The following is a 20,446-nucleotide window of genomic DNA, read 5'->3' as shown; positions in this document are numbered from 1 at the left end:
CCGGATGGGCCGGAGCATCTGAAGGCCCCTCAGCATGCCGGTGCCGACGCCCACTTGGGTGAACGGCACCGGCTTTTGCGTGTCGTTGTGGCGGCCTTGACTCGATCATGAACTGTCATGAGCCTGGCATCAGTTCGCTGCTGTGGCGGACCCACGCTAGGGGGGTTCATGAGACGAAAAGCGAGACCGATCCTCGCTGTTGGCGCGCTTGTGCTGGCCGGTGCGGGTATCGCACCGCTCGCGCAGGCCGCGGAAAGCCCCGGCTCTCCCGACCCGGACGAGGTCAAGGTCTTCCGGGCCGAGGTGACCCAGCAGCAGGTACCCCTGCTGCTGGCAGCCGGTCAGGACGGCCACGAGCTCGGTGCGCAGGTGCCCGAGAAGGGCGAGGCCACGGTCGAGGTCTACCTCACCGACCAGCAGGCCGACAAGCTCCAGGACCAGGGCGTCGACCTCACCGAGCACAAACTGTCCGCCAAGGCCGAGAACCGCGTCGAGGCCGCGGCCGAAGGCGTGTTCCGCCCGTACAGCGGAAGCGGCGGCCTGAAGGAGGAGATCCTCAGGACCGCGCGGAAGAACCCCGACCTCACCAAGGTCGTCTCCATCGGCAGGACGGTGGGCGGCCAGGACATCCTCGCGCTCAAGCTGACCAAGGGCGCGAAGAAGTCCAAGGACGGCTCCAAGCCCTCTGTCCTGTACATGTCCAACCAGCACGCGCGCGAGTGGATCACGCCGGAGATGACCCGCCGGCTGATGCACCACTACGTGGACAACTACAAGACGGACAAGCGCATCAAGAAGCTCGTCGACTCGACCGAGCTGTGGTTCGTGCTGTCGGCCAACCCCGACGGCTACGACTACACCTTCCAGAACGCCGACACCCGCCTGTGGCGCAAGAACCTGCGGGACGTCAACGGCGACGGGGCCATCAGCACCGGCGACGGCGTGGACCTCAACCGCAACTTCCCCTACAAGTGGGGCTACGACGACGAGGGTTCGTCCCCCAACCCCACCAGCCAGACCTACCGCGGCGCCGCCCCCGGCTCCGAGCCCGAGACCAAGGCGCTGGACGCCTTCGAGAAGCGGATCGGGTTCACGTACGGCATCAACTACCACTCAGCCGCCGAACTCCTCCTCTACGGGGTCGGCTGGCAGGTGGCCACCGACACGCCCGACGACGTGGCCTACAAGGCGCTCGCCGGCACCCCCGACAACTCCGCGATCCCCGGCTACCACCCGCAGGTCTCCTCGGAGCTGTACACCACCAACGGCGAGGCGGACGGCCACGCGGCCAACGTCAACGGCACGGCGATGTTCACCCCCGAGATGTCGACATGTGAGACCGCGTCGAACCTCGACCCCGATGACGCCTGGAACGCGGCCGACTGCCAGTCGGTGTTCAACTTCCCGGACGACGAGAAGTTGATCCAGCAGGAGTTCCAGAAGAACATCCCGTTCGCGCTCTCCGTCGCCGAGAGCGCCGCTCGCCCCGACCAGCCGAAGTCCTCGGTCGGCCGCAGCGCCGCCGACTTCACCACGGCCCCGTTCTCGACGTCGTACTCGCGCGGCGCCGACCAGGAGGTCTCCGTCGTCGCACGGAAGGCGCTGCGCGACAAGGAGCTCAAGTACCGCGTCAGCGGCCGTACGCACGACCGGACACTGCGTCCCTGGAAGGGCGGCGAGACCTACGGCGGTGAGGACAACCTCTACTTCGACGAGTACCGCGCCAAGGTCCCGGGCGGCGAACCGGGCGACAAGGTCGAGGTGTGGTTCACCGGCAGGACGAAGAGCGGGAAGAAGGTCTCCAGCGAGCACTTCACCTACACCATCGCCGAACGGCCCCGCGCGGACGTCCTCGTCGTCGCGGAGGAGGGCGCTGCCGCCACGCAGGCGCAGACCTACGTCGACGCGCTGAAGGCAGCCGGCCGCAAGGCGGTCGTCTGGGACGTCGCCGCCCAGGGCGCGCCCGACGCGCTCGGCGTGCTGAACCACTTCGAGACCGTCGTCCACTACACCGGGGCGAGCGTCCCCGGCATCGCCACCCAGCTGGAGCTGCGCGCCTTCCTCAACGAGGGCGGCAAGCTGCTGGAGGCCGGGGAGCAGGCCGGCGGCAGCGTGGCCCTCGCCGACGGAACCCCGTCGAACGACTTCAGCCAGTACTACCTGGGCGCCTACTCCCGTACGTCGACCCCGGGGGCCACCGGCTTCACCGGCTCCGGCAAGCTCACCGGCTTCACGGGCGCACTCGGTGCCGCGGCCGGCAACCCGCTGGACCGGGCCGGAACCTTCGGCGTGACCTCCGACGAACTGCCCGCCGACACGTACCCCCAGTTCGCCAGTGCGGGCGCTGGGCAGTTCGCCGGCACCGTCAACCCGTACGGGCCCTACGCGGGCTCCTTCATGGCGGCCGCCGTGCACACCGACGACGCCTACAAGCGGCTCACCCGCACCGTGGACCTCACGGGTGTGAGCGCGGCCGACAAGCCCGGCCTGCGCACCCGGCTGCTGTGGGACACCGAGCCGGGTTACGACCACGCGATCGTCGAGGCCCACACCACCGGTGCCGAGGACTGGACCACGCTCCCCGAGGCGGGTGGCGCGACCCGCACCACCGTGCCGGAGGACTGCTCCGCCGGGTACTACGTGGGTGAGCACCCACAGCTCGAGCACTATCTGACCGTGTCGGCCACGGGATGCGCCGCCACCGGCACCACCGGTGCGTGGAACGCTCTGACCGGCGCCTCCAACGGCTGGCAGCAGGTGAACTTCGACCTGAGCGCCTACGCCGGCAAGTCGGTCGAGATCTCGATCAGCTACGTCACTGACCCCGGCAGCGGCGGCCACGGAGTCCTCGCGGACGACACCTCGCTGGTCGTCGGCGGCACGGCCACCGAGACCGAGGGCTTCGAGACGTCGCTGGGCGCCTGGAAGGTCGCCGGACCGCCCCCGGGCAGCCCTGCCGTCCTCAAGGACTGGACGCGCACCGGCACCCTGTTCCAGACGTACGGAGCGATCACCACGGACGACACCGTGCTGCTGGGCTTCGGCCTGGAGCACGTCGCCTCGGCGGCCGACCGGACGGCTCTCCTGAAGAAGGCGCTCGCGGCGCTCGACGGGTGATCGACGAGTGATCGAAGACTCAGTGAGCGAAGGGTGAGCGAAGGGCGACATCCCCGGTCAACCAAGCGTGACTCCTCGTAATGAAATCGGGTGATCAGGCCTTCGGCCCCGGGCGGTCCGTACCCCTACTGGCGGGTACGGGCCGCCTCGCCGTGTATGAGGCATCTCGATGTCACCACGCGAGCCGCAGGGAGGTAGGGTCGTAGGCGGTCGGGGACATCCCATACAGCTCGCCGGATTCGAACCCGGCGTACCAACGAGGAGATCGGTTTCGTGACGATCCGCGTAGGCATCAACGGCTTTGGCCGCATCGGTCGTAACTACTTCCGCGCGCTGCTGGAGCAGGGTGCAGACATCGAGATCGTGGCTGTCAACGACCTGGGTGACACCGCGACCACCGCTCACCTGCTGAAGTACGACACCATCCTGGGCCGCCTCAAGGCCGAGGTGTCGCACACCGCCGACACGATCACCGTCGACGGCCACACCATCAAGGTGCTGTCCGAGCGCAACCCCGCCGACATCCCGTGGGGCGAGCTGGGCGTCGACATCGTCATCGAGTCGACCGGCATCTTCACGAAGAAGGCCGACGCCGAGAAGCACATCGCCGGCGGCGCGAAGAAGGTCCTCATCTCGGCTCCGGCCAAGGAAGAGGACATCACCATCGTGATGGGCGTCAACCAGGACAAGTACGACCCGGCGAACCACCACGTCATCTCCAACGCCTCCTGCACCACCAACTGTGTGGCGCCGATGGCGAAGGTGCTCGACGAGAACTTCGGCATCGTCAAGGGTCTGATGACGACGGTGCACGCGTACACGAACGACCAGCGCATCCTGGACTTCCCGCATTCGGACCTGCGCCGCGCCCGTGCCGCCGCCGAGAACATCATCCCGACCACCACGGGTGCCGCCAAGGCCACCGCGCTGGTCCTCCCGCAGCTCAAGGGCAAGCTGGACGGCATCGCGATGCGCGTCCCGGTCCCGACCGGCTCGGCCACCGACCTGGTCGTGACGCTGCAGCGCGAGGTCACCAAGGACGAGGTCAACGCCGCGTTCAAGAAGGCCGCCGACGACGGCGACCTGAAGGGTTACCTGTCCTACACCGAGGACCCGATCGTCTCCTCGGACATCGTCGGCGACCCGGCCTCCTGCACCTTCGACTCCTCCCTGACCATGGTCCAGGAGGGCAACTCGGTGAAGATCCTCGGCTGGTACGACAACGAGTGGGGCTACTCCAACCGCCTCGTCGACCTGACGGTCTTCGTCGGCAACCAGCTCTGATCAACAGAGCAGGCACTTCGGTGTGAGGACAGGGCTCGGGCCGCGCGGCAACGCGCTGCCCGAGCCCTGACTCACGTGCAGATCAGCCCTCTTACGATCACGAGCATCACCAGCCCTCTCCAGGAGTTCCCTCCATGAAGACGATCGACGAACTTCTCGCCGAAGGCGTGGGCGGCAAGCGGGTCTTCGTCCGCGCCGACCTGAACGTGCCGCTGGACAGCGGCACCATCACCGACGACGGCCGCATCCGTGCCGTGCTGCCCACCGTCAAGGCCCTCGCCGAGGCGGGCGCCCGGGTGGTCGTCGCCTCGCACCTGGGCCGCCCCAAGGGGGCCCCGGACCCGGCCTTCTCGCTCGCCTCGGCCGCCTCCCGCCTCGGTGAACTCCTCGGCACCGGCGTGGCCTTCGCGACCGACACGGTCGGCGAGTCCGCCAGGTCGACGGTCGCGGGACTGGCCGACGGCCAGGTCGCCGTCATCGAGAACCTGCGCTTCAACGCCGGTGAGACCAGCAAGGACGACGCCGAGCGCGGCGCCTTCGCCGACCGGCTCGCCGAGCTCGCCGACCTGTACGTGGGCGACGGCTTCGGCGCCGTCCACCGCAAGCACGCCTCCGTGTTCGACCTCCCGGCCCGCCTGCCGCACGCCGCCGGCTACCTCATCGCCACCGAGGTCGCCGTCCTGAAGAAGCTCACCGAGGACGTCAAGCGCCCCTACGTCGTCGCCCTCGGCGGCGCCAAGGTCTCCGACAAGCTCGCCGTCATCGACCAGCTGCTCGGCAAGGCCGACCGCATCCTGATCGGCGGCGGCATGGCCTACACGTTCCTCAAGGCCAAGGGTTACGAGATCGGCAAGTCCCTCCTTCAGGAGGACCAGATCCCGGCGGTCCTGGAGTACGTCGAGCGCGCCGAGAAGACCGGCGTGGAGCTGGTGCTGCCCGTCGACGCGCTGGTCGGTCCCGAGTTCCCCGACCTGAAGACCAAGGCCCCCGCGAACCCCACCGCCGTCGCCGCGGACGCGATCCCGGCCGACCAGATGGGCCTGGACATCGGTCCTGAGTCCCGCAAGCAGTACGCCTCGAAGCTCGCCGACGCCGCCACCGTCTTCTGGAACGGCCCCATGGGAGTCTTCGAGCACCCCGACTACGCCGAGGGCACCAAGGCGGTCGCCCAGGCCCTCCTCGACTCCCCGGGCTTCACGGTCGTCGGCGGCGGCGACTCCGCCGCGGCCGTCCGCATCCTGGGCTTCGACGAGAACGCATTCGGCCACATCTCGACCGGCGGCGGCGCCTCCCTCGAATACCTCGAGGGCAAGACGCTCCCCGGCCTCGCCGCACTGGAGGACTGACCTCAATGGCTCCATCCACCTCATCGGGGCGCACGCCGCTGATGGCGGGCAACTGGAAGATGAACCTCAACCACCTCGAGGCCATCGCCCACGTCCAGAAGCTCGCATTCGCCCTCGCCGACAAGGACTACGACGCCGTAGAGGTCGCCGTCCTGCCGCCCTTCACCGACCTGCGCTCCGTGCAGACCCTGGTCGACGGCGACAAGCTCAAGATCAAGTACGGCGCCCAGGACATCTCGGCGCACGACGGCGGTGCCTACACCGGCGAGATCTCCGGTTCGATGCTGGCCAAGCTGAAGTGCACGTACGTGGCGATCGGCCACTCCGAGCGCCGGCAGTACCACAACGAGACCGACGAGCTGATCAACGCGAAGGTCAAGGCCGCCTACAAGCACGGCCTGACCCCGATCCTGTGCGTCGGCGAGGAACTGGACGTCCGCGAGGCGGGCAACCACGTCACCCACACCCTCGCCCAGGTCGAAGGCGGTCTCAAGGACCTCCCGGCCGAGCAGGCCGAGACGATCGTGATCGCCTACGAGCCCGTGTGGGCCATCGGCACCGGCAAGGTGTGCGGCGCCGACGACGCCCAGGAGGTCTGCGCGGCCATCCGCGGCAAGGTCGCCGAGCTGTACACGCAGGAACTGGCCGACCAGGTCCGCATCCAGTACGGCGGCTCCGTGAAGGCCGGCAACGTCGCCGAGATCATGGCGAAGGCCGACATCGACGGCGCCCTGGTCGGCGGCGCGTCGCTGGACGCCGACGAGTTCGTCAAGATCGTGCGGTTCCGCGACCAGTGAGTATGCGGTAGCGGCGATACGTCGTACTCTTGCGGGGTCCAGCAGTCTTCGCTGGACCCCGCAGTCCATCAGAATCCGAGGAAGTTGGTCCAGCCGTGGTTATGGGGTTCTCGATCGCCCTGATCGTCTTCAGCCTGCTGATGATGCTGCTGGTGCTGATGCACAAGGGCAAGGGCGGCGGCCTCTCCGACATGTTCGGTGGCGGCATGCAGTCGTCCGTCGGTGGCTCCTCGGTCGCCGAGCGCAACCTGGACCGCATCACCGTCGTGGTCGGTCTGCTGTGGTTCGCGTGCATTGTCGTGCTCGGCATCCTGATGAAGGTGAACAACTGATCAGCGCCGCACACGCGGGACGTCCATTCCGCACGTAACGCCCCATGTTCGGTACGCGCAGCTGAGCGCGGCCTATCATGGGGCTTGCGTCTGTGTATGGGGGTGGTAACTCCAACCACTGGACGCGCGTTGGGCCTTACGTAGACTGAGGCGCTCGCAGCGAAGCGAAACGCCGACTCGCTTTGCGGCACCATCACGCAGGGAGTTACGACCGTGGCAAGTGGCAACGCGATCCGAGGAAGCCGGGTCGGGGCGGGGCCGATGGGCGAGGCCGAGCGGGGCGAGTCCGCGCCCCGGCTGCGCATCTCCTTCTGGTGCTCCAACGGGCACGAAACGGTGCCCAGCTTCGCCAGCGACGCGCAGGTCCCCGAAACCTGGGACTGCCCGCGCTGCGGCTTTCCAGCAGGCCAGGACCGGGACAACCCCCCGGACCCGCCGCGCACCGAGCCCTACAAGACGCACCTCGCCTATGTGCGGGAGCGGCGCAGCGACGCGGACGGCGAGGCGATCCTCGCCGAGGCGCTCGCCAAACTGCGGGGCGAGATCTAGGAGTTGAGAACCGGCCGGGTATCCGAGGATGCCCGGCCGGGGCTGTTTCGTACCCGACGGCCGTCCGGCCGCGGACCGATTGTCAGTGGTGCCCTCTACGGTTTGTGCATCGGACGAACCGTGAGGGGGAGTTGTGGCGACAGTCGACGCGGTGGGCGGGCGTGCGCCCGCCTGGCAGGGGGGATTCGGGCGGCTGTGGAGCGCCGCCGTGCTCTCCAGCTTCGGTGACGCGCTGCGGAACTCCGCGCTGCCCCTGCTCGCCGCGACGCTGACGGACCGGCCCCTGCTGGTCGCCGCGGTCACCGCCTGCGGCTATCTGCCCTGGCTCGTCTTCGGGCTGCTCGGCGGCGCCGTCGCGGACCGCGTGGACCAGCGGCGCGCGATGTGGACGGTGGATGCGGTACGAGGGCTGCTGGTCGCCTGTTTCGCCGTGGCCGTCGCCCTCGGACACGCCTCGATCGGGTTGCTGATCGCGCTGGCTTTCGCCCTGACCACCCTGCAGACCCTCTTCGACAACGCCTCCACCGCCCTGCTGCCCACCCTGGTGAAACGCACGGCGCTCGGCAGTGCGAACGCCCGGCTCATGACCGGCCAGCAGATCGCGGGCGGCCTGTTGGGCGCACCCCTGGTGCCGCTGCTGCTGTGGGGCGGCGCCGCAACGCCCTTCGCGGCGGACGCGATCACCTTCCTGGTCGCCGCCGCCCTGGTCGCCTCACTGCGCACCACCCTGCCCGAGCGGAAACCCAGACCGGCCGGCAGCACCCTGCGCCGCGAGATCGCCGAGGGACTGCGCGCCCTGGGACGGGACAGGGCCCTGCGCGGACTGTGCGCCGCCACCGCGCTGTGCAACATCGGCGTGGGCGCCCTCATCGCCGGCATGGTGCTCCTGGTGACCGGCTGGCTGGACGCCGGTACGGCGGGATACGCGGCGGCCCTGACCGCGTACACGATCGGCGGGCTGACCGGGGGAGCGGCGAGCGGCCGGCTCGTCGCCCGGCTCGGGCGGGTGCGCGCCGTGCTGCTCGCTGGGACGGTGCAGATCGGCGCGCTGCTGGTCATGGGGTCGGTGCGCAGCCTGGTCGCGCTGGCCGGGGCCATGGCCGTCTTCGGGTTCATGGGCATGGTGTGGAACGTCAACACCAGAACGCTGATGCAGGAGCGCGCCCCCGCCGAGATGCTGGGCCGGGTCAGCGCGGCCTTCCGCACCCTGGCGGTCGCGGGAGCCCCCCTCGGGGCGCTGCTCGGCGGCGCGGTGGCCACCGCCTGGGGGCTGAACAGCCCGCCCCTGCTCGCGGCCGCCTTCTTCGTCCTGTCCGTCGCTTCGCTGATACCCGCGCTCAAGGCGAACGTATCTCTTGTCGCGCCCGGCGACGCCACGACAGCTTCCACCCCGCACTGATCAACTAGGTTGGGAACGGCGGCGGGGCGCAGGTACAGGCAGACGTACGAGAAAGAAGGCTGAACTCCGGACTTGGCTTCCTCCCCTCGTGGACGAGGGGGATTCCTACGGCTCGCGCCGTGGGGTTTCCTGCTTCATCGCCGACTGCCCGTCCGGAGTGCTCCGTTGAGGTCTTACACCGGCTCCACAGGCCGACACCGCCGGTCCGGCGGCCAGAAGGTTGCGTGCCGCGTTGGTGTCGCGGTCGTGCGTGGTGCCGCAGCCGCACGTCCAGACGCGGACGTTGAGCGGCATCTTCTCTTGCAGGGTGCCGCAGGCGGAGCACAGCTTGGACGAGGGGAAGAACCGGTCCACGGCGATCACTTCCCGCCCGTACCAGGCGGCCTTGTACTCCAGCAGGCCGCGGAACTCGGCCCACGTGGCGGGCAGGGGCTGGACGGACGGGTCCTCGCACAGCAGGGACACGAACCATCGGCCCGCCGCGTCCTGCGACACGGTCACGGTGGACGGCTTGGCACCATCGGGCGGCGGCCGGGACCGCACGATGTCCAGCGGGTCCGCCATCTTCGCCAGGGTCAGCCTGCCGTCCCGGAAGCGGAAACCGCTGGTTGTGTACTCGGACTTCCGGGATTTCTTCCGCGACTTGAACCGCGGGTACTTGGCCCGCTTGGCGAAGAAGTGGGTGAACGCCGTCTGCAAGTGCCGCAGCGTCTGCTGCAACGGCACCGAGGAGACATCGCCCAGAAACGCCAGTTCCTCGGTCTTCTTCCACGCGGTCAGCATGGCCGACGTGGCGTTGTAGTTCACTCGGACAGAAGCGGTACTTGAACGCCCTCTTCGCATGATTCGCGGTCACGCTCACAAACTGGTGTGTCCACATGTGAAGATCGAATCTGCTGGTCAGGGCACTGCGATCCGCCCTGGCGGCGAATCGCAGCCCCATGCCCTGCTTCGCAGGAGTCCGTTTCCTTCCCTGCCTGAAGGCGGGGGTATCCACGGAGGAATCAGATCGTTGCTGCTGGGCCTGTTGGGCGAGCGTGCGGGGGCGCGCCAGGGCGGAGTTCCACCGCCCGGTCGCGGGCGCTGCGCCATCGCGTCCACCAGGTGCTGTCGTTCGGTTCAGCCGGGCTGTGAGGCGCAGTGTTTCTTGGCCGAGTCGAGCGGGGTCTGGTGCGTGCGCCTGGAAGGCGGAGGCGGGAGTCGACGCGGAGCCAAGAGAGAGCCCCTAGGCCACCACGCTCAGGGTGTCCGCGAGTCGGCGCCGGGCCGCGCGGGACGCCGGCAGTGCGGTGAGGACGGTCGCGCCCAGCACCGCGGCCGCGCCGAACAGGGCCAGCAGAGCCGGAGACGGCCCCTGGGCGATCCCGGCACCGATGCCGCTCGACCTTCCCTGGGCGTTGATCAGCCAGCGGGCCAGGGGCGCGCCCAGGGCCGTACCGACGACGACGGCGGCCAGGACTGTGCAGCCGGTGGACGTGACGGTGACGGCGGTGATCTGCCGCGGGGACAGGCCGATGGCCTTGAGCGCCAGCAGATCCCGCTCGCCCTCGCGCACGGTTCCGCCGATCGCGGTGAGCAGCTCGATCAGTCCGATGAGGGCGAGGACGGCGATCAGTCCGACCACGACACCGCGCAGCGGCGAGAGCCCCTCGGCCGGGTTCGTCACGGCGTGCACGTCCAGGTGACCGCGCCCGGCGGTGGTCAGCCGCGCGGCGACCTCCCGCGGCTCGGCGCCGGGGCGCAGCCGGAGCTGGTAGAGGCCGGGGCCGAGACCCGGGTCGTTCTCGCGGAGAGTGTCCACAGAGGTGGAGATGACCCGGCCGGCGTTCGCCGGTTCGATACTGCGGCCCACGATGTGCAGGATCTGCGGCTGGTCGCCCACCGTCATCCGCACCCAGTCGCCCACGCGCACGTCGAGCAGGTCGAGCAGCCCCTGCCCGGCCACCGCCTCGTCGGGGCCGCGCGCCGGGCGGCCCTGCGCCAGGGCGTACGGGTACGGCTCCCGGTGGGTGCCGAGGCCGCGCAGTGCGATGGTGGCCGTCTGGCCCGGTACCAGCGCCGCGACCTCCACGCCCGGGTAGACGGCGGCGACCTGCGGGTCGCGCTCCAGCAGGGCGCGGGTGTCCCCCTCGCCGAGACCGGAGTCCGTGCGGACGGTGAGCGCGGCCGGGACGCCGATCTGCTCGGGCCTGCTGTGGAAGCGGTCCATGGTGGTCCAGGCGCTCATCGCGACCACGATCAGCAGCAGCGGCAGCGCGAGCCGGGCCACCGTGGCCAGGGACCGCGGTCGCCGGGTGAACGCCTTGTGGCAGCCGAGGACCAGCGCGGGCGGCAGCCGCAGCCCGAGCGCCAGGCGCGCCACACCCGAGAGCCGCCCGCCGACCGGCGCCGCGGGCCGTGGCACCGGGACCGGCGGTACCCGTCCCGCCTGCCAGGCCGCGAGACCGGTGGTCGCGCCGATGAACAGCACCGCCGCCACCGGGAGGGCGAACAGCGCCGGCGTGTGCCCGGGCAGCCCCTGCCACACGCCGACCGCGTCCCCGAGGCGTCCGGGAATGCGGCTGCCCAGCGCCTGGGTGAGCGCCGCCGCGGCCAGGGCGCCGAGCAGGGCGTAGGCGATGTGCTGGAACAGGAAGACGCGGACGACCTGCCCCGGCGTGAACCCGATCGCCTTCAGGACGGAGATGTCCCGCAGGTGGCCGCGGATCCGGGTGGCGATCGCCCCGTGCACGGCGAGCCCGGCGGCGACCAGCGCGCCGAGCCCGAACAGGCCCAGCACCTGCCCCAGCAGCCGGTTGTCGCCCTGGGCCTCGGCGCGCGCCTGCCGCCAGGTGGAGACCTCGCTGACGGCCCCGGCGCCGAGGACGGTGACGGCGCGCTGGACGGTGTAGTCCGTGTCGTCGGGGTCCGTCAGGCGCAGCCCGGTCACCTGGCCGCCCGGGTCGCGCACGGCGGACGGGAGTGTCCAGACGAGCCCCGGCTGCTCGCCCGGCCGGTAGCGCGGCTCGGCGCTGTCGGCGATGCCCAGGACGGTCAGTTTCCGGGCCGTGCCCGGCAGGGTGAGGGTGTCGCCCGGCTCGGCCAGCAGGGCGCGGGCGAGACGGCTCTCCAGGACGACACCGTCGGGGGTGCCGGGCTCCAGCCAGTGACCGGAGGTGACCAGCGGGCGGCCGACGCGGGGCCGCCCGGGCGTGCCGCGCAGTTCGACGGAGGCCCGGGCGCCCCGGGAGACGAGGGTGGCGGACTCGGTCGGGTAGGGGCCGGAGACCGACTCCACACCGTCCATCACCGCCAGCTTGCGCGCGTCCGCCGACGGGCCGGTGTGCAGCCAGACATGGGCGCCGCGAGCCTGGGTGAAGACCCGCTGCCAGGGGTTGGTGGCGTAGCCGAACAGCGCCGTGGCCAGCAGCAGCGAGACGACGATGCCGGCGGTGGCGAGCACGAGGAACAGCGCCTCGCCGCGGTGCGTGCGCAGATCGGAGTGCGCCCAGCGCAAGGTGGCTCGCACGGGCTCAGCCTCTTCTCTCGCGCCACGCGACGGCGCCGTCGTACACCCGCATGTCAGTCCCTGAGCTCCAGCACGCCGGATATGCCGGTGCCGCGCGACGGCGCGCCGTCCAGGTGCGCGTCGTCGGCGATCCGCCCGTCATAGAAGCTGATCACCCGGTCCGCGGCGCTCGCCAGCCGGGCGTCATGGGTGACCAGCACGATGGTCTGGCCGCGCTGGTGGAAGCGGGTCAGCAGCCGCATCACCTCGCGGGTTCCCCTGCTGTCCAGGCTGCCCGCGGGCTCGTCGGCCAGCAGCAGTGGCGGATGGTTGACCAGGGCCCGGGCGAGCGCGACCCGCTGCTGCTCACCGCCGGACAGCTCGCCGGGCATGCTCCGCTCCTTGCCCGCGAGTCCCAGCTCGGCCAGCAGTCCCTCCCGTTCGGCGCGGGCCTGCCTGGGGGAGGCGCCGGCGAGCAGGGCCGGCAGCTCCACGTTGTCGGCGACGGGCAGGTTGGACACCAGGTTGAAGAACTGGAAGACGAACCCGATGCGCTTGCGGCGTTCCACGGCCCACCGGGCCTCGCTCCACGCGTCCGTACCCGCGCCGTCCAGCCACAGGCTCCCGCGGTCCGGCCGTTGCAGGCCGCCCAGCAGGTGCAGCAGTGTCGACTTGCCGGCTCCGGACGGGCCGGTGATCGCCACGAACTCACCCTGCCGTACCGACAGATCGACCCCGCGCACGGCATGGGTCGGCGTGCCCTCGCCGTGGTGCGTCTTGACCAGGCCCTCGGCGCGCAGCACGGGAGCGGGACGGTCGCTCACTCCGGCTCCTCCAGCTCTTCCAGTTCTTCCTGACACCGCTCCAGCCAGTCGAGGTCGGCCTGCAGGTGCAGCATCGCGCCCTCGATCAGCAGATGGGCGACGCGGTTGTCCCGGTTCTCGGTGGCGGCCAGTTTCGACAGAGTCCGCATGGTGTTGAGGTACTGGCGCCGCTGTTTGTTGATGAGGGCGATCCGGTCGGCGAGACCGGTCTGCGGTGCGAGGGCCAGTTTCATGAAGAACTCGTCCCGCACCCGCGGCTCGTCGGCGGTCTCCTCGTACCAGGCGCGCAGCTCTTCCCGCCCGGCATCGGTGAGGTGGTAGATCTTCTTGTTGGGCCGGCTCGACTGCTCGACCTCTTCGCCCTCGATCAGTCCCGTCTTCTCGAGGCGGCCGAGGGTGACGTAGATCTGGCCGACGTTCGGCTGAGGGTACGCGGACCCCAGCAGTTGCTCAAGGTCCTGCTTGAGCTCGTAGCCGTGGGCCGGTCCGCGCGCGAGGAGAGCCAGGAGGGGCAGGCGCACTCGTGCAGTCCTCCTGTCTGTGTAATGTGCTCCAGGCCCTAGTATCGCGCATACCTAACAGGTATACATGGCCTCTGACTCCGGGCGAAGGGGCCCGGCGCCAGGTGTACAGGGAGGAACCTATGCGGTGGATACACGCCGCCGGTAGGGGCCTTCTCGTTCTCGCGGTGGTCCTGACCGGGTACGTCGTCTCCGGCGCGCACGCCGAGGACGGGGCCGGGGGCGGCCGCGGGCCGCTCACCGTGGCCACCGGGGGAGACCTCACCGGCTATCTCGGCCCCTTGTTGGAGGGCTGGAACCGTACCCACCCCGACGAGAGGGCCACCCTCGTCGAGCTCCCGGACTCCGCCGACGAGACGCACGCGCAGATGGCCACAGACCTGCGCGACGGCGACCGCAGCCGGTTCGACGTCCTCAACATCGACGTCAACTGGACCTCGGAGTTCGCCGCCGCCGGCTGGATACGTCCGCTCCCGCGCGACCGCTTCCCGCTGAAGTCCTTCCTGAAGCCGGTCGTGGACACCGCGACCTACGACGGACAGCTGTACGCCGTCCCCTACGTCACCAACGCGGGACTGCTGCTGTACCGGAAGGACATCCTGGCGAAGGAGGGCGTCCGGCCGCCGCGCACCTGGACCGAACTGGAGCGGGACGCGAAGACGATCGCCCCGAAGTACGGACTCGACGGCTACGCCGGCCAGTTCCTTCCCTACGAGGGCCTCACCGTCAATGCCGCCGAGGCCGTCTACTCGGCGGGCGGCACGATCCTCGGCGACGAGGGCGAACGGGTCACCGTGAACTCCGCCGCCGCTCGCCAGGGCATCGGCTTCCTCGCCCGGGGCGTACGCGAGGGCTGGATCCCGAAGCAGGCGCTGACGTACAAGGAGGAGGAGTCCAAGCAGGCTTTCCAGGACGGACGGCTGCTCTTCCTCCGTAACTGGCCGTACGCCTATGTCGTCGCGTCGGCCAAGGGTTCGCCGGTCGCCGGGAAGATCGGCGCCGTGCCACTGCCCGGACCCGACGGGCCGGGCAGGAGCGTCCTCGGCGGCTCCAACCTGGCCGTCAGCACGCGCGCGCGGCACCCCGACTCGGCCGCGCGTCTGATCGCGTACCTCACCGGCGAGTCCGTCCAGCGCCAGGTCCTCACGCGGGGCGCGCTGCCGCCCGTGCGCGCCGCGCTGTACGAAGATCCCGAACTGGTGCGGGAGTTCCCGTACCTGCCGACCCTGCGCGCGAGCATCCGCGGGGCCGCCCCGCGGCCGAAGAGCCCCCGCTACGACCAGGTCAGCCTGGTGGTGCAGGCGGTCGTGCACGACGCGATGACCGGGCGCGAGACGCCGGCGGCGGCGGTGCGGCGGCTGGCGGGAGAACTAGCGGCTGTGTCCGACCGCTAGTAGTTACTTGTTAAGTAACGTCGACATCTCATCTGCCTTCCGAATGCCCCTTTAGGTGTGCTTTTGTCGAGGCAACTGGGTAGTAGCTTCCGTTCCATTCATTGACACCCCCAGGACCCGCCTACCTAACATGCATGCATGTCGAGCAAGTACCGCCGCTGGTGGCGCGACGCAGTGATCTACCAGGTGTACGTCCGCAGCTTCCTGGACAGCACCGGCGACGGCATCGGCGATCTGGCCGGGGTCAGAGCCGGACTGCCGTACCTGAAGAAGCTCGGCGTCGACGGGATCTGGCTGAGCCCCTTCTACCCCTCGCCGCAGCACGACCACGGCTACGACGTGGCCGACTACTGCGACGTCGACCCGACCTTCGGTGACCTCGCCGAGTTCGGCCTGCTGATGGCGGCTGCCCGGCGGCTCGGGATCAAGGTGCTGCTCGACATCGTCCCCAACCACTGTTCCAGCGAACACCCGTGGTTCCGTAAGGCGCTGGCCGCGACACCCGGCAGCGCGGCCCGTGCCCGCTTCCACTTCGCCGACGGCCGCGGCCCGGACGGCGGTGAGCCGCCCAACAACTGGCACGCCATGTTCGGCGGCCCGGCCTGGACCCGGGTCACCGAGGCGGACGGCCGGCCCGGCCAGTGGTACCTGCACATGTTCACGCCCGAACAGCCGGACTGGAACTGGCGCAACCCCGAGGTCGCCGACGAGTTCGACCGGACGCTCCGCTTCTGGCTCGACCGGGGCGTCGACGGCTTCCGCATCGACGTGGCCGCCGGTCTCTTCAAGCACCCGGACCTGCCCGACTCCCCGGACCCGGAGGCCGACGCCCGCACCCGCGACTCGGTCAACCCGCTCGCCTGGAACCAGCCCGAGGTGCACGACGTATGGCGGCACTGGCGTGCGGTCTGCGACGCCTACGCGTCGCGCGACGGCCGTGAGCGGCTCCTGGTCGGAGAGGTCTCGGTCCCGACCGCCCGCGAACACGCCCGGTACGTCCGCCCGGACGAGCTCCACCAGGCCTTCTTCTTCGATCTGCTCAGCGCCCCCTGGGACGCCGGTGCCTTCCGCAAGGTCATCTCCGAGGCCATGCAGGACATCGCCGGCACCGGTTCCACGGTCACCTGGGTCCTGAACAACCACGACCAGGTCCGCTCCGTCACCCGCTACGGCGAACCCGCGACAGAGGGCAGCGGCCTCGGCGCCGCCCGCGCCCGCGCCGCCGCGCTGCTGATGCTGGCGCTGCCCGGAGCCGCATACATCTACCAGGGCGAGGAGCTGGGCCTGCCCGAGGTCGTCGACCTGCCCGACGACGTGCTCACCGACCCGATCTTCCACCGCACCGGCAGCCGGGCCCGCATCCGCGACGGCTGCCGGGTGCCGCTGCCGTGGTCCGGGCAGGCGTCCCCGTTCGGCTTCACCTCCGGCGCCGAGAGCGCCAGGCCCTGGCTGCCGCAGCCCGAGTACTTCGCCGAGTACGCCACCGACCGTGCCCTCGCCGACACCCGCTCCTTCTGGCACCTGTACCGCGACGGCCTCCAACTACGTGGCGCACTGCCCCAGTTGGGCGAAGGCCCGTTGCGCTGGCTGGACACCCCGCCGGGCGTCCTCGGCTTCGCCCGCGGCGAGGACGGTGACGACTTCGTCTGCGCCGTCAACTTCGGTACGGCGCCCACGCCCGCGCCGGTCCCCGGCACCCCCCTGCTGTCCAGCGGCCCCTGCCAGGCCGGGGTGCTCCCCGGTTCGACGGCCGCCTGGTGGATCAACGATCTCTGATCCGCCCGTCAACTCCCCACCCCTCGAAGGGACATCAACGATGATGCGACGTACGACCCTGCTCGCGAGCTGCACCGCCCTCGCCCTGGGACTCGGAGTCACCGCCTGCGGAGGCGGCGGCCCGGTCTCGGCGGGCGGCGGTGACAAGGCCCTCGACGGTCAGACGGTCACCGTGGCCGGAGTCTGGTCCGGCAGCGAGCAGAAGAACTTCCAGAAGGTGCTGGACGCGTTCGGGGAGAAGACCGGCGCCAAGACGCAGTTCGTGTCCACCGGGGACAACGTCTCCACCGTCGTCGGCAGCAAGATCGAAGGCGGCAACGCGCCCGACGTGGTGATGGTCCCGCAGGTGGGAGTCCTGCAGCAGTTCGCGAAGCAGGACTGGCTCACGCCGCTGTCGAAGGCCACCGAGCAGTCCGTGGACGCGGGTTACGCACCGGTCTGGAAGAAGTACGGCAGCGTCGACGGCACCCTCTACGGCCTCTACTTCAAGGCCGCCCACAAGTCGACGGTCTGGTACAGCCCCGACGCTCTCGACCAGGCCGGGGTCAAGCCGCCGGCCACGTACGACGCGATGCTGCAGGCCGGGCGCACCGTCTCCGACTCCGGTCTCGCCGCCTTCTCGGTGGCCGGCCAGGACGGCTGGACCCTCACCGACTGGTTCGAGAACATCTACCTCTCCCAGGCCGGACCCGGGAAGTACGACGCCCTCGCCGCCCACAAGCTGAAGTGGACCGACGCCTCGGTGGTCGAGGCGCTCACGACCCTCGGCAAACTCTTCAAGGACAAGCAACTGCTGGCGGGCGGCCAGCAGGGGGCCCTCAACACCGACTTCCCGGGCTCGGTGGAGAAGGTGTTCGGGCCCAAGCCCGAGGCCGGCATGGTCTACGAGGGCGACTTCGTCGCGGGTGTCGCCAAGGACCAGTTCGGCAAGGCGATCGGCCAGGACGCGAACTTCTTCCCGTTCCCCGCGGTCGACGGCGGCAAGGCCCCGGTGGTCAGCGGCGGTGACGCGGCCGTGGTGCTGAAGGACGGCAAGAACGCCAAGGCCGGCATGCGGCTCCTGGAGTACCTGGCCACCCCCGAGGCCGCGGCCGTGTGGGCACAGGCGGGCGGCTTCCTGTCCCCGAACAAGAAGCTCGACCTCGCCTCGTACGGCGACGACGTGACGCGCGCCACCGCCAAGTCCCTTGTCCAAGCCGGGGATTCGGTCCGATTCGACATGTCCGACCAGGCCCCGGCGGCCTTCGGCGGCACCAAGGGCGCCGGTGAGTGGAAGCTGCTGCAGGACTTCCTGCGTGACCCGTCCGACCCGAAGGGCACCGCGGCGCAGCTGGAAGCCGCGGCCGCCAAGGCGTACAAGGGCTGACCGGCCATGACCGCGACCCTTGTGAAAGAGGCGGGCGCTGCGCCCGTCGGTCCCGCCGCCCGTGCCCGGCGCACGCGGCGGCGGGGACGGATCATCGCCGTCCTGTTCGCGTTCCCCGCCCTGCTGCTGCTCGGCGCGCTCGTCGTCTATCCGGTCCTGTTCTCCGTCGGCCGCAGCTTCTTCGACGCGTCCGGCACCCGCTTCGTGGGCGGCGAGAACTACACCGAGATGTTCCGCGACCCGGCGACCCTCACGGCCGTCCGGAACACGGCCGTCTGGGTGGTGGTGGCGCCCGCCCTGCTGACCGGACTCGGTCTGGTCCTGGCCGTGCTGGTGGAGAAGGTCCGCTGGGCGACCGCCTTCAAGCTGCTGCTGTTCATGCCGATGGCGGTGTCCTTCCTCGCCGCCGGCATCATCTTCCGGCTGGCCTACGACGAGGACCCGGACAAGGGCGTGCTGAACGCGGCCGTCGTCTCGGTGCACGACGCCTTCACGGGCACCTCGCCGTACCCGACGGCCCGGGCCCGCGACGGCCACGGACTGACGGGGGAGCCGGACGGCTCGTACCGGACGACCGCGACCGTCTCCCCGGGTGACTCGGTGACGCTCGGCCTGGTCGGCGTCCCGCCGAAGGAGCTGCCCGCCGGGGCCGAGCCCGCGTACCCGGCCGCCGCAAGCAGGGCGGCGCCGGACGAACTGCGCGGGGTGGTCTACCTGGACTTCACCCCTGGCGGGGGAGGGGAACTGGGCAAGGTCGACCGGCGGGAGAGCGGGCTGCCTCAGGCCGAGGTCGAGGCGGTCGGCGGCGACGGGAAGACGGTCGCGCGGACGACGACGGCCTCCGACGGCTCCTTCCGCTTCACCGGCCTCGACTCCGGCTCGTACACGGTGAGGTTGCCCGCCTCGAACTTCGCGCAGCCGTACGGAGGCGTCTCCTGGCTCGGACCCGCGCTCGTCACGCCGGCGATCATCGGGGCGTACCTGTGGATCTGGACCGGCTTCGCGATGGTGCTGATCGGCGCCGGCCTCGCGGCGCTGCCCCGGGACGCGCTGGAGGCGGCGCGGATGGACGGGGCGAACGAGTGGCAGATCTTCCGGCGGATCACGGTGCCGCTGCTGGCACCCGTGCTCACCGTGGTCTTCGTGACCCTGGTGATCAACGTGATGAAGGTCTTCGACCTCGTCTACATCATCGCGCCCGGGCCGGTACAGGAGGACGCGACCGTCCTCGCGACACAGATGTGGCTGGTGTCGTTCGGCGGCGGCAACAACCAGGGTCTGGGCAGCGCGCTCGGTGTGCTGCTCCTGCTGCTGGTGATCCCGGCCATGGTCTTCAACCTCCGCCGTTTCCGAAGGAGTCAGCGATGAACGCGGTGCGACGCGGCCTGGGCAACGGTGCCGTGCAGGCCTTCCTGGTGGTGATCGGCCTGGTCTGGGTGACCCCGCTCGCAGGTCTGTTCCTCTCCTCGCTGCGGTCCTCCGAGGACACCGCCACAGGCGGCTGGTGGACCGTCTTCGCCAGCCCCGGGCAGCTGTCCTTCGACAACTACTCCGCGCTGCTGAAGAACTCCGGGATGACCCGGGCGTTCTGGAACACGGTACTGATATCGGTGCCGACGACCGTCCTGGTCGTGGTTCTCGCGGCACTCGCCGGATACGCGTTCGCCTGGCTGGACTTCCCCGGGCGGGAGAACGTCTTCCTGGTCGTGGTGGCGCTGTTGGTGGTGCCGGTGCAGATCGGACTGCTCCCGGTCGCCAAACTCTTCGGCCGGCTGGGCCTGTTCGGCACGATCCCCGGTGTCGTCCTCTTCCACGTGGCGTACGGGCTGCCGTTCGCGGTGTTCCTGCTGCGGAACTACTTCGCCGAGATGCCGAAGGAGATGCTGGAGGCGGCCCGGATGGACGGCGGCAGCGAGTGGCGGATCTTCACCCGGCTGGTCCTGCCGGTGGGCCGGCCGGCGATCGCGAGCCTCGCCATCTTCCAGTTCCTGTGGGTGTGGAACGACATGCTGGTGGCCCTGCTCTTCGCGGACGGCTCCGCCCAGCCGCTGACCGTGGAACTCCAGTCCCAGATACGGCAGTTCGGCAGCAACATCGACGTGCTGGCGCCGGGGGCGTTCCTGTCCCTGGTGGTGCCGGTGGCGGTGTTCTTCGCCTTCCAGCGGCACTTCGTGCAGGGGGTGATGGCGGGGTCGGTGAAGTAGGCCGCCGACTCGCGCGGCTGAGGGCGGCGGAGACGACAACGCCTCCGCCG

15 protein-coding genes and 1 pseudogene are annotated in these 20,446 nt (G+C 70.2%); 12 read left to right on the top strand and 4 right to left on the bottom strand.

Features of this window, described 5'->3' with window-relative positions; translation table 11 throughout:
- Nucleotides 1-168 precede the first annotated feature (168 nt).
- From ACIBK3_RS01090 to ACIBK3_RS01060, 7 genes are all read left to right on the top strand, one after another.
- Complete coding sequence (locus ACIBK3_RS01090) at nucleotides 169-3,117, top strand: M14 family zinc carboxypeptidase (RefSeq protein WP_399360559.1); 2,949 nt, start codon at nucleotides 169-171, stop codon at nucleotides 3,115-3,117.
- A gap of 273 nt (nucleotides 3,118-3,390) precedes the next feature.
- A complete protein-coding gene (gene gap, locus ACIBK3_RS01085) occupies nucleotides 3,391-4,401 on the top strand; it encodes a type I glyceraldehyde-3-phosphate dehydrogenase (RefSeq protein WP_030677318.1) in 1,011 nt (336 codons plus the stop codon).
- Nucleotides 4,402-4,535: 134 nt separating this feature from the next.
- A complete protein-coding gene (locus ACIBK3_RS01080; protein ID WP_399360557.1) occupies nucleotides 4,536-5,747 on the top strand; it encodes a phosphoglycerate kinase in 1,212 nt (403 codons plus the stop codon).
- A 41-nt stretch (nucleotides 5,748-5,788) separates the two neighbouring features.
- Complete coding sequence (gene tpiA, locus ACIBK3_RS01075; RefSeq protein WP_399362032.1) at nucleotides 5,789-6,544, top strand: triose-phosphate isomerase; 756 nt, start codon at nucleotides 5,789-5,791, stop codon at nucleotides 6,542-6,544.
- Between the two features lie 101 nt (nucleotides 6,545-6,645).
- Nucleotides 6,646-6,876, top strand: coding sequence for a preprotein translocase subunit SecG (gene secG / locus ACIBK3_RS01070; RefSeq protein ID WP_029181151.1), 231 nt, complete (start codon nucleotides 6,646-6,648; stop codon nucleotides 6,874-6,876).
- 213 nt (nucleotides 6,877-7,089) lie between these two features.
- On the top strand, nucleotides 7,090-7,425 hold the full coding sequence (locus ACIBK3_RS01065; RefSeq protein ID WP_078615979.1) for an RNA polymerase-binding protein RbpA: 336 nt from the start codon (nucleotides 7,090-7,092) through the stop codon (nucleotides 7,423-7,425).
- 133 nt (nucleotides 7,426-7,558) lie between these two features.
- The gene (locus tag ACIBK3_RS01060; RefSeq protein ID WP_399360555.1) at nucleotides 7,559-8,824 is read left to right on the top strand and encodes an MFS transporter; all 1,266 of its coding nucleotides are present in this window, start codon (nucleotides 7,559-7,561) and stop codon (nucleotides 8,822-8,824) included.
- A 105-nt stretch (nucleotides 8,825-8,929) separates the two neighbouring features.
- On the opposite strand, the pseudogene ACIBK3_RS01055 reads toward ACIBK3_RS01060, so the two are convergent.
- The 4 genes and pseudogenes from ACIBK3_RS01055 to ACIBK3_RS01040 form a co-directional block, all read right to left on the bottom strand.
- Nucleotides 8,930-9,634, bottom strand: a pseudogene (locus ACIBK3_RS01055) (RNA-guided endonuclease InsQ/TnpB family protein); the annotation flags it as partial.
- A gap of 415 nt (nucleotides 9,635-10,049) precedes the next feature.
- A complete protein-coding gene (locus ACIBK3_RS01050; protein ID WP_399360553.1) occupies nucleotides 10,050-12,332 on the bottom strand; it encodes an ABC transporter permease in 2,283 nt (760 codons plus the stop codon).
- A gap of 53 nt (nucleotides 12,333-12,385) precedes the next feature.
- Nucleotides 12,386-13,135, bottom strand: a complete 750-nt coding sequence (locus tag ACIBK3_RS01045) for an ABC transporter ATP-binding protein (RefSeq protein WP_399360551.1) — start codon at nucleotides 13,133-13,135, stop codon at nucleotides 12,386-12,388.
- A complete protein-coding gene (locus ACIBK3_RS01040; RefSeq protein WP_399360549.1) occupies nucleotides 13,132-13,656 on the bottom strand; it encodes a PadR family transcriptional regulator in 525 nt (174 codons plus the stop codon). The genes ACIBK3_RS01045 and ACIBK3_RS01040 overlap by 4 nt, the downstream gene beginning before the upstream one ends.
- A 122-nt stretch (nucleotides 13,657-13,778) precedes the next feature.
- Here ACIBK3_RS01040 and ACIBK3_RS01035 point away from each other — a divergent pair, with 122 nt between their 5' ends.
- The 5 genes from ACIBK3_RS01035 (at nucleotide 13,779) to ACIBK3_RS01015 (ending at nucleotide 20,396) form a co-directional block, all read left to right on the top strand.
- Entirely contained in the window at nucleotides 13,779-15,050 is a 1,272-nt protein-coding gene (locus ACIBK3_RS01035) for an ABC transporter substrate-binding protein (protein WP_399360547.1), read from the top strand.
- A 138-nt stretch (nucleotides 15,051-15,188) separates the two neighbouring features.
- Complete coding sequence (locus tag ACIBK3_RS01030; protein ID WP_399360545.1) at nucleotides 15,189-16,826, top strand: glycoside hydrolase family 13 protein; 1,638 nt, start codon at nucleotides 15,189-15,191, stop codon at nucleotides 16,824-16,826.
- Nucleotides 16,827-16,866: 40 nt separating this feature from the next.
- On the top strand, nucleotides 16,867-18,192 hold the full coding sequence (locus ACIBK3_RS01025; RefSeq protein WP_399360543.1) for an ABC transporter substrate-binding protein: 1,326 nt from the start codon (nucleotides 16,867-16,869) through the stop codon (nucleotides 18,190-18,192).
- 6 nt (nucleotides 18,193-18,198) lie between these two features.
- Complete coding sequence (locus ACIBK3_RS01020) at nucleotides 18,199-19,560, top strand: ABC transporter permease subunit (RefSeq protein ID WP_399360541.1); 1,362 nt, start codon at nucleotides 18,199-18,201, stop codon at nucleotides 19,558-19,560.
- Complete coding sequence (locus tag ACIBK3_RS01015) at nucleotides 19,557-20,396, top strand: carbohydrate ABC transporter permease (protein ID WP_399360539.1); 840 nt, start codon at nucleotides 19,557-19,559, stop codon at nucleotides 20,394-20,396. Before ACIBK3_RS01020 ends, ACIBK3_RS01015 begins: the two co-directional genes overlap by 4 nt.
- Nucleotides 20,397-20,446 lie beyond the last annotated feature (50 nt).

Source organism: Streptomyces sp. NPDC050287 (assembly GCF_044459385.1).
Classification (GTDB): domain Bacteria; phylum Actinomycetota; class Actinomycetes; order Streptomycetales; family Streptomycetaceae; genus Streptomyces.
Note: the sequence above shows the minus strand (reverse complement) of the source record. Positions and strands in the feature narration are given on the sequence as shown.

Coding starts and splice junctions, on each gene's coding strand:
- ACIBK3_RS01090 (WP_399360559.1), top strand. CDS start 169: ATGAGACGAAAAGCGAGACCGATCCTCGCTGTTGGCGCGCTTGTGCTG.
- ACIBK3_RS01080 (WP_399360557.1), top strand. CDS start 4,536: ATGAAGACGATCGACGAACTTCTCGCCGAAGGCGTGGGCGGCAAGCGG.
- tpiA (WP_399362032.1), top strand. CDS start 5,789: ATGGCGGGCAACTGGAAGATGAACCTCAACCACCTCGAGGCCATCGCC.
- secG (WP_029181151.1), top strand. CDS start 6,646: ATGGGGTTCTCGATCGCCCTGATCGTCTTCAGCCTGCTGATGATGCTG.
- ACIBK3_RS01035 (WP_399360547.1), top strand. CDS start 13,779: ATGCGGTGGATACACGCCGCCGGTAGGGGCCTTCTCGTTCTCGCGGTG.
- ACIBK3_RS01030 (WP_399360545.1), top strand. CDS start 15,189: ATGTCGAGCAAGTACCGCCGCTGGTGGCGCGACGCAGTGATCTACCAG.
- ACIBK3_RS01025 (WP_399360543.1), top strand. CDS start 16,867: ATGATGCGACGTACGACCCTGCTCGCGAGCTGCACCGCCCTCGCCCTG.
- ACIBK3_RS01020 (WP_399360541.1), top strand. CDS start 18,199: ATGACCGCGACCCTTGTGAAAGAGGCGGGCGCTGCGCCCGTCGGTCCC.
- ACIBK3_RS01015 (WP_399360539.1), top strand. CDS start 19,557: ATGAACGCGGTGCGACGCGGCCTGGGCAACGGTGCCGTGCAGGCCTTC.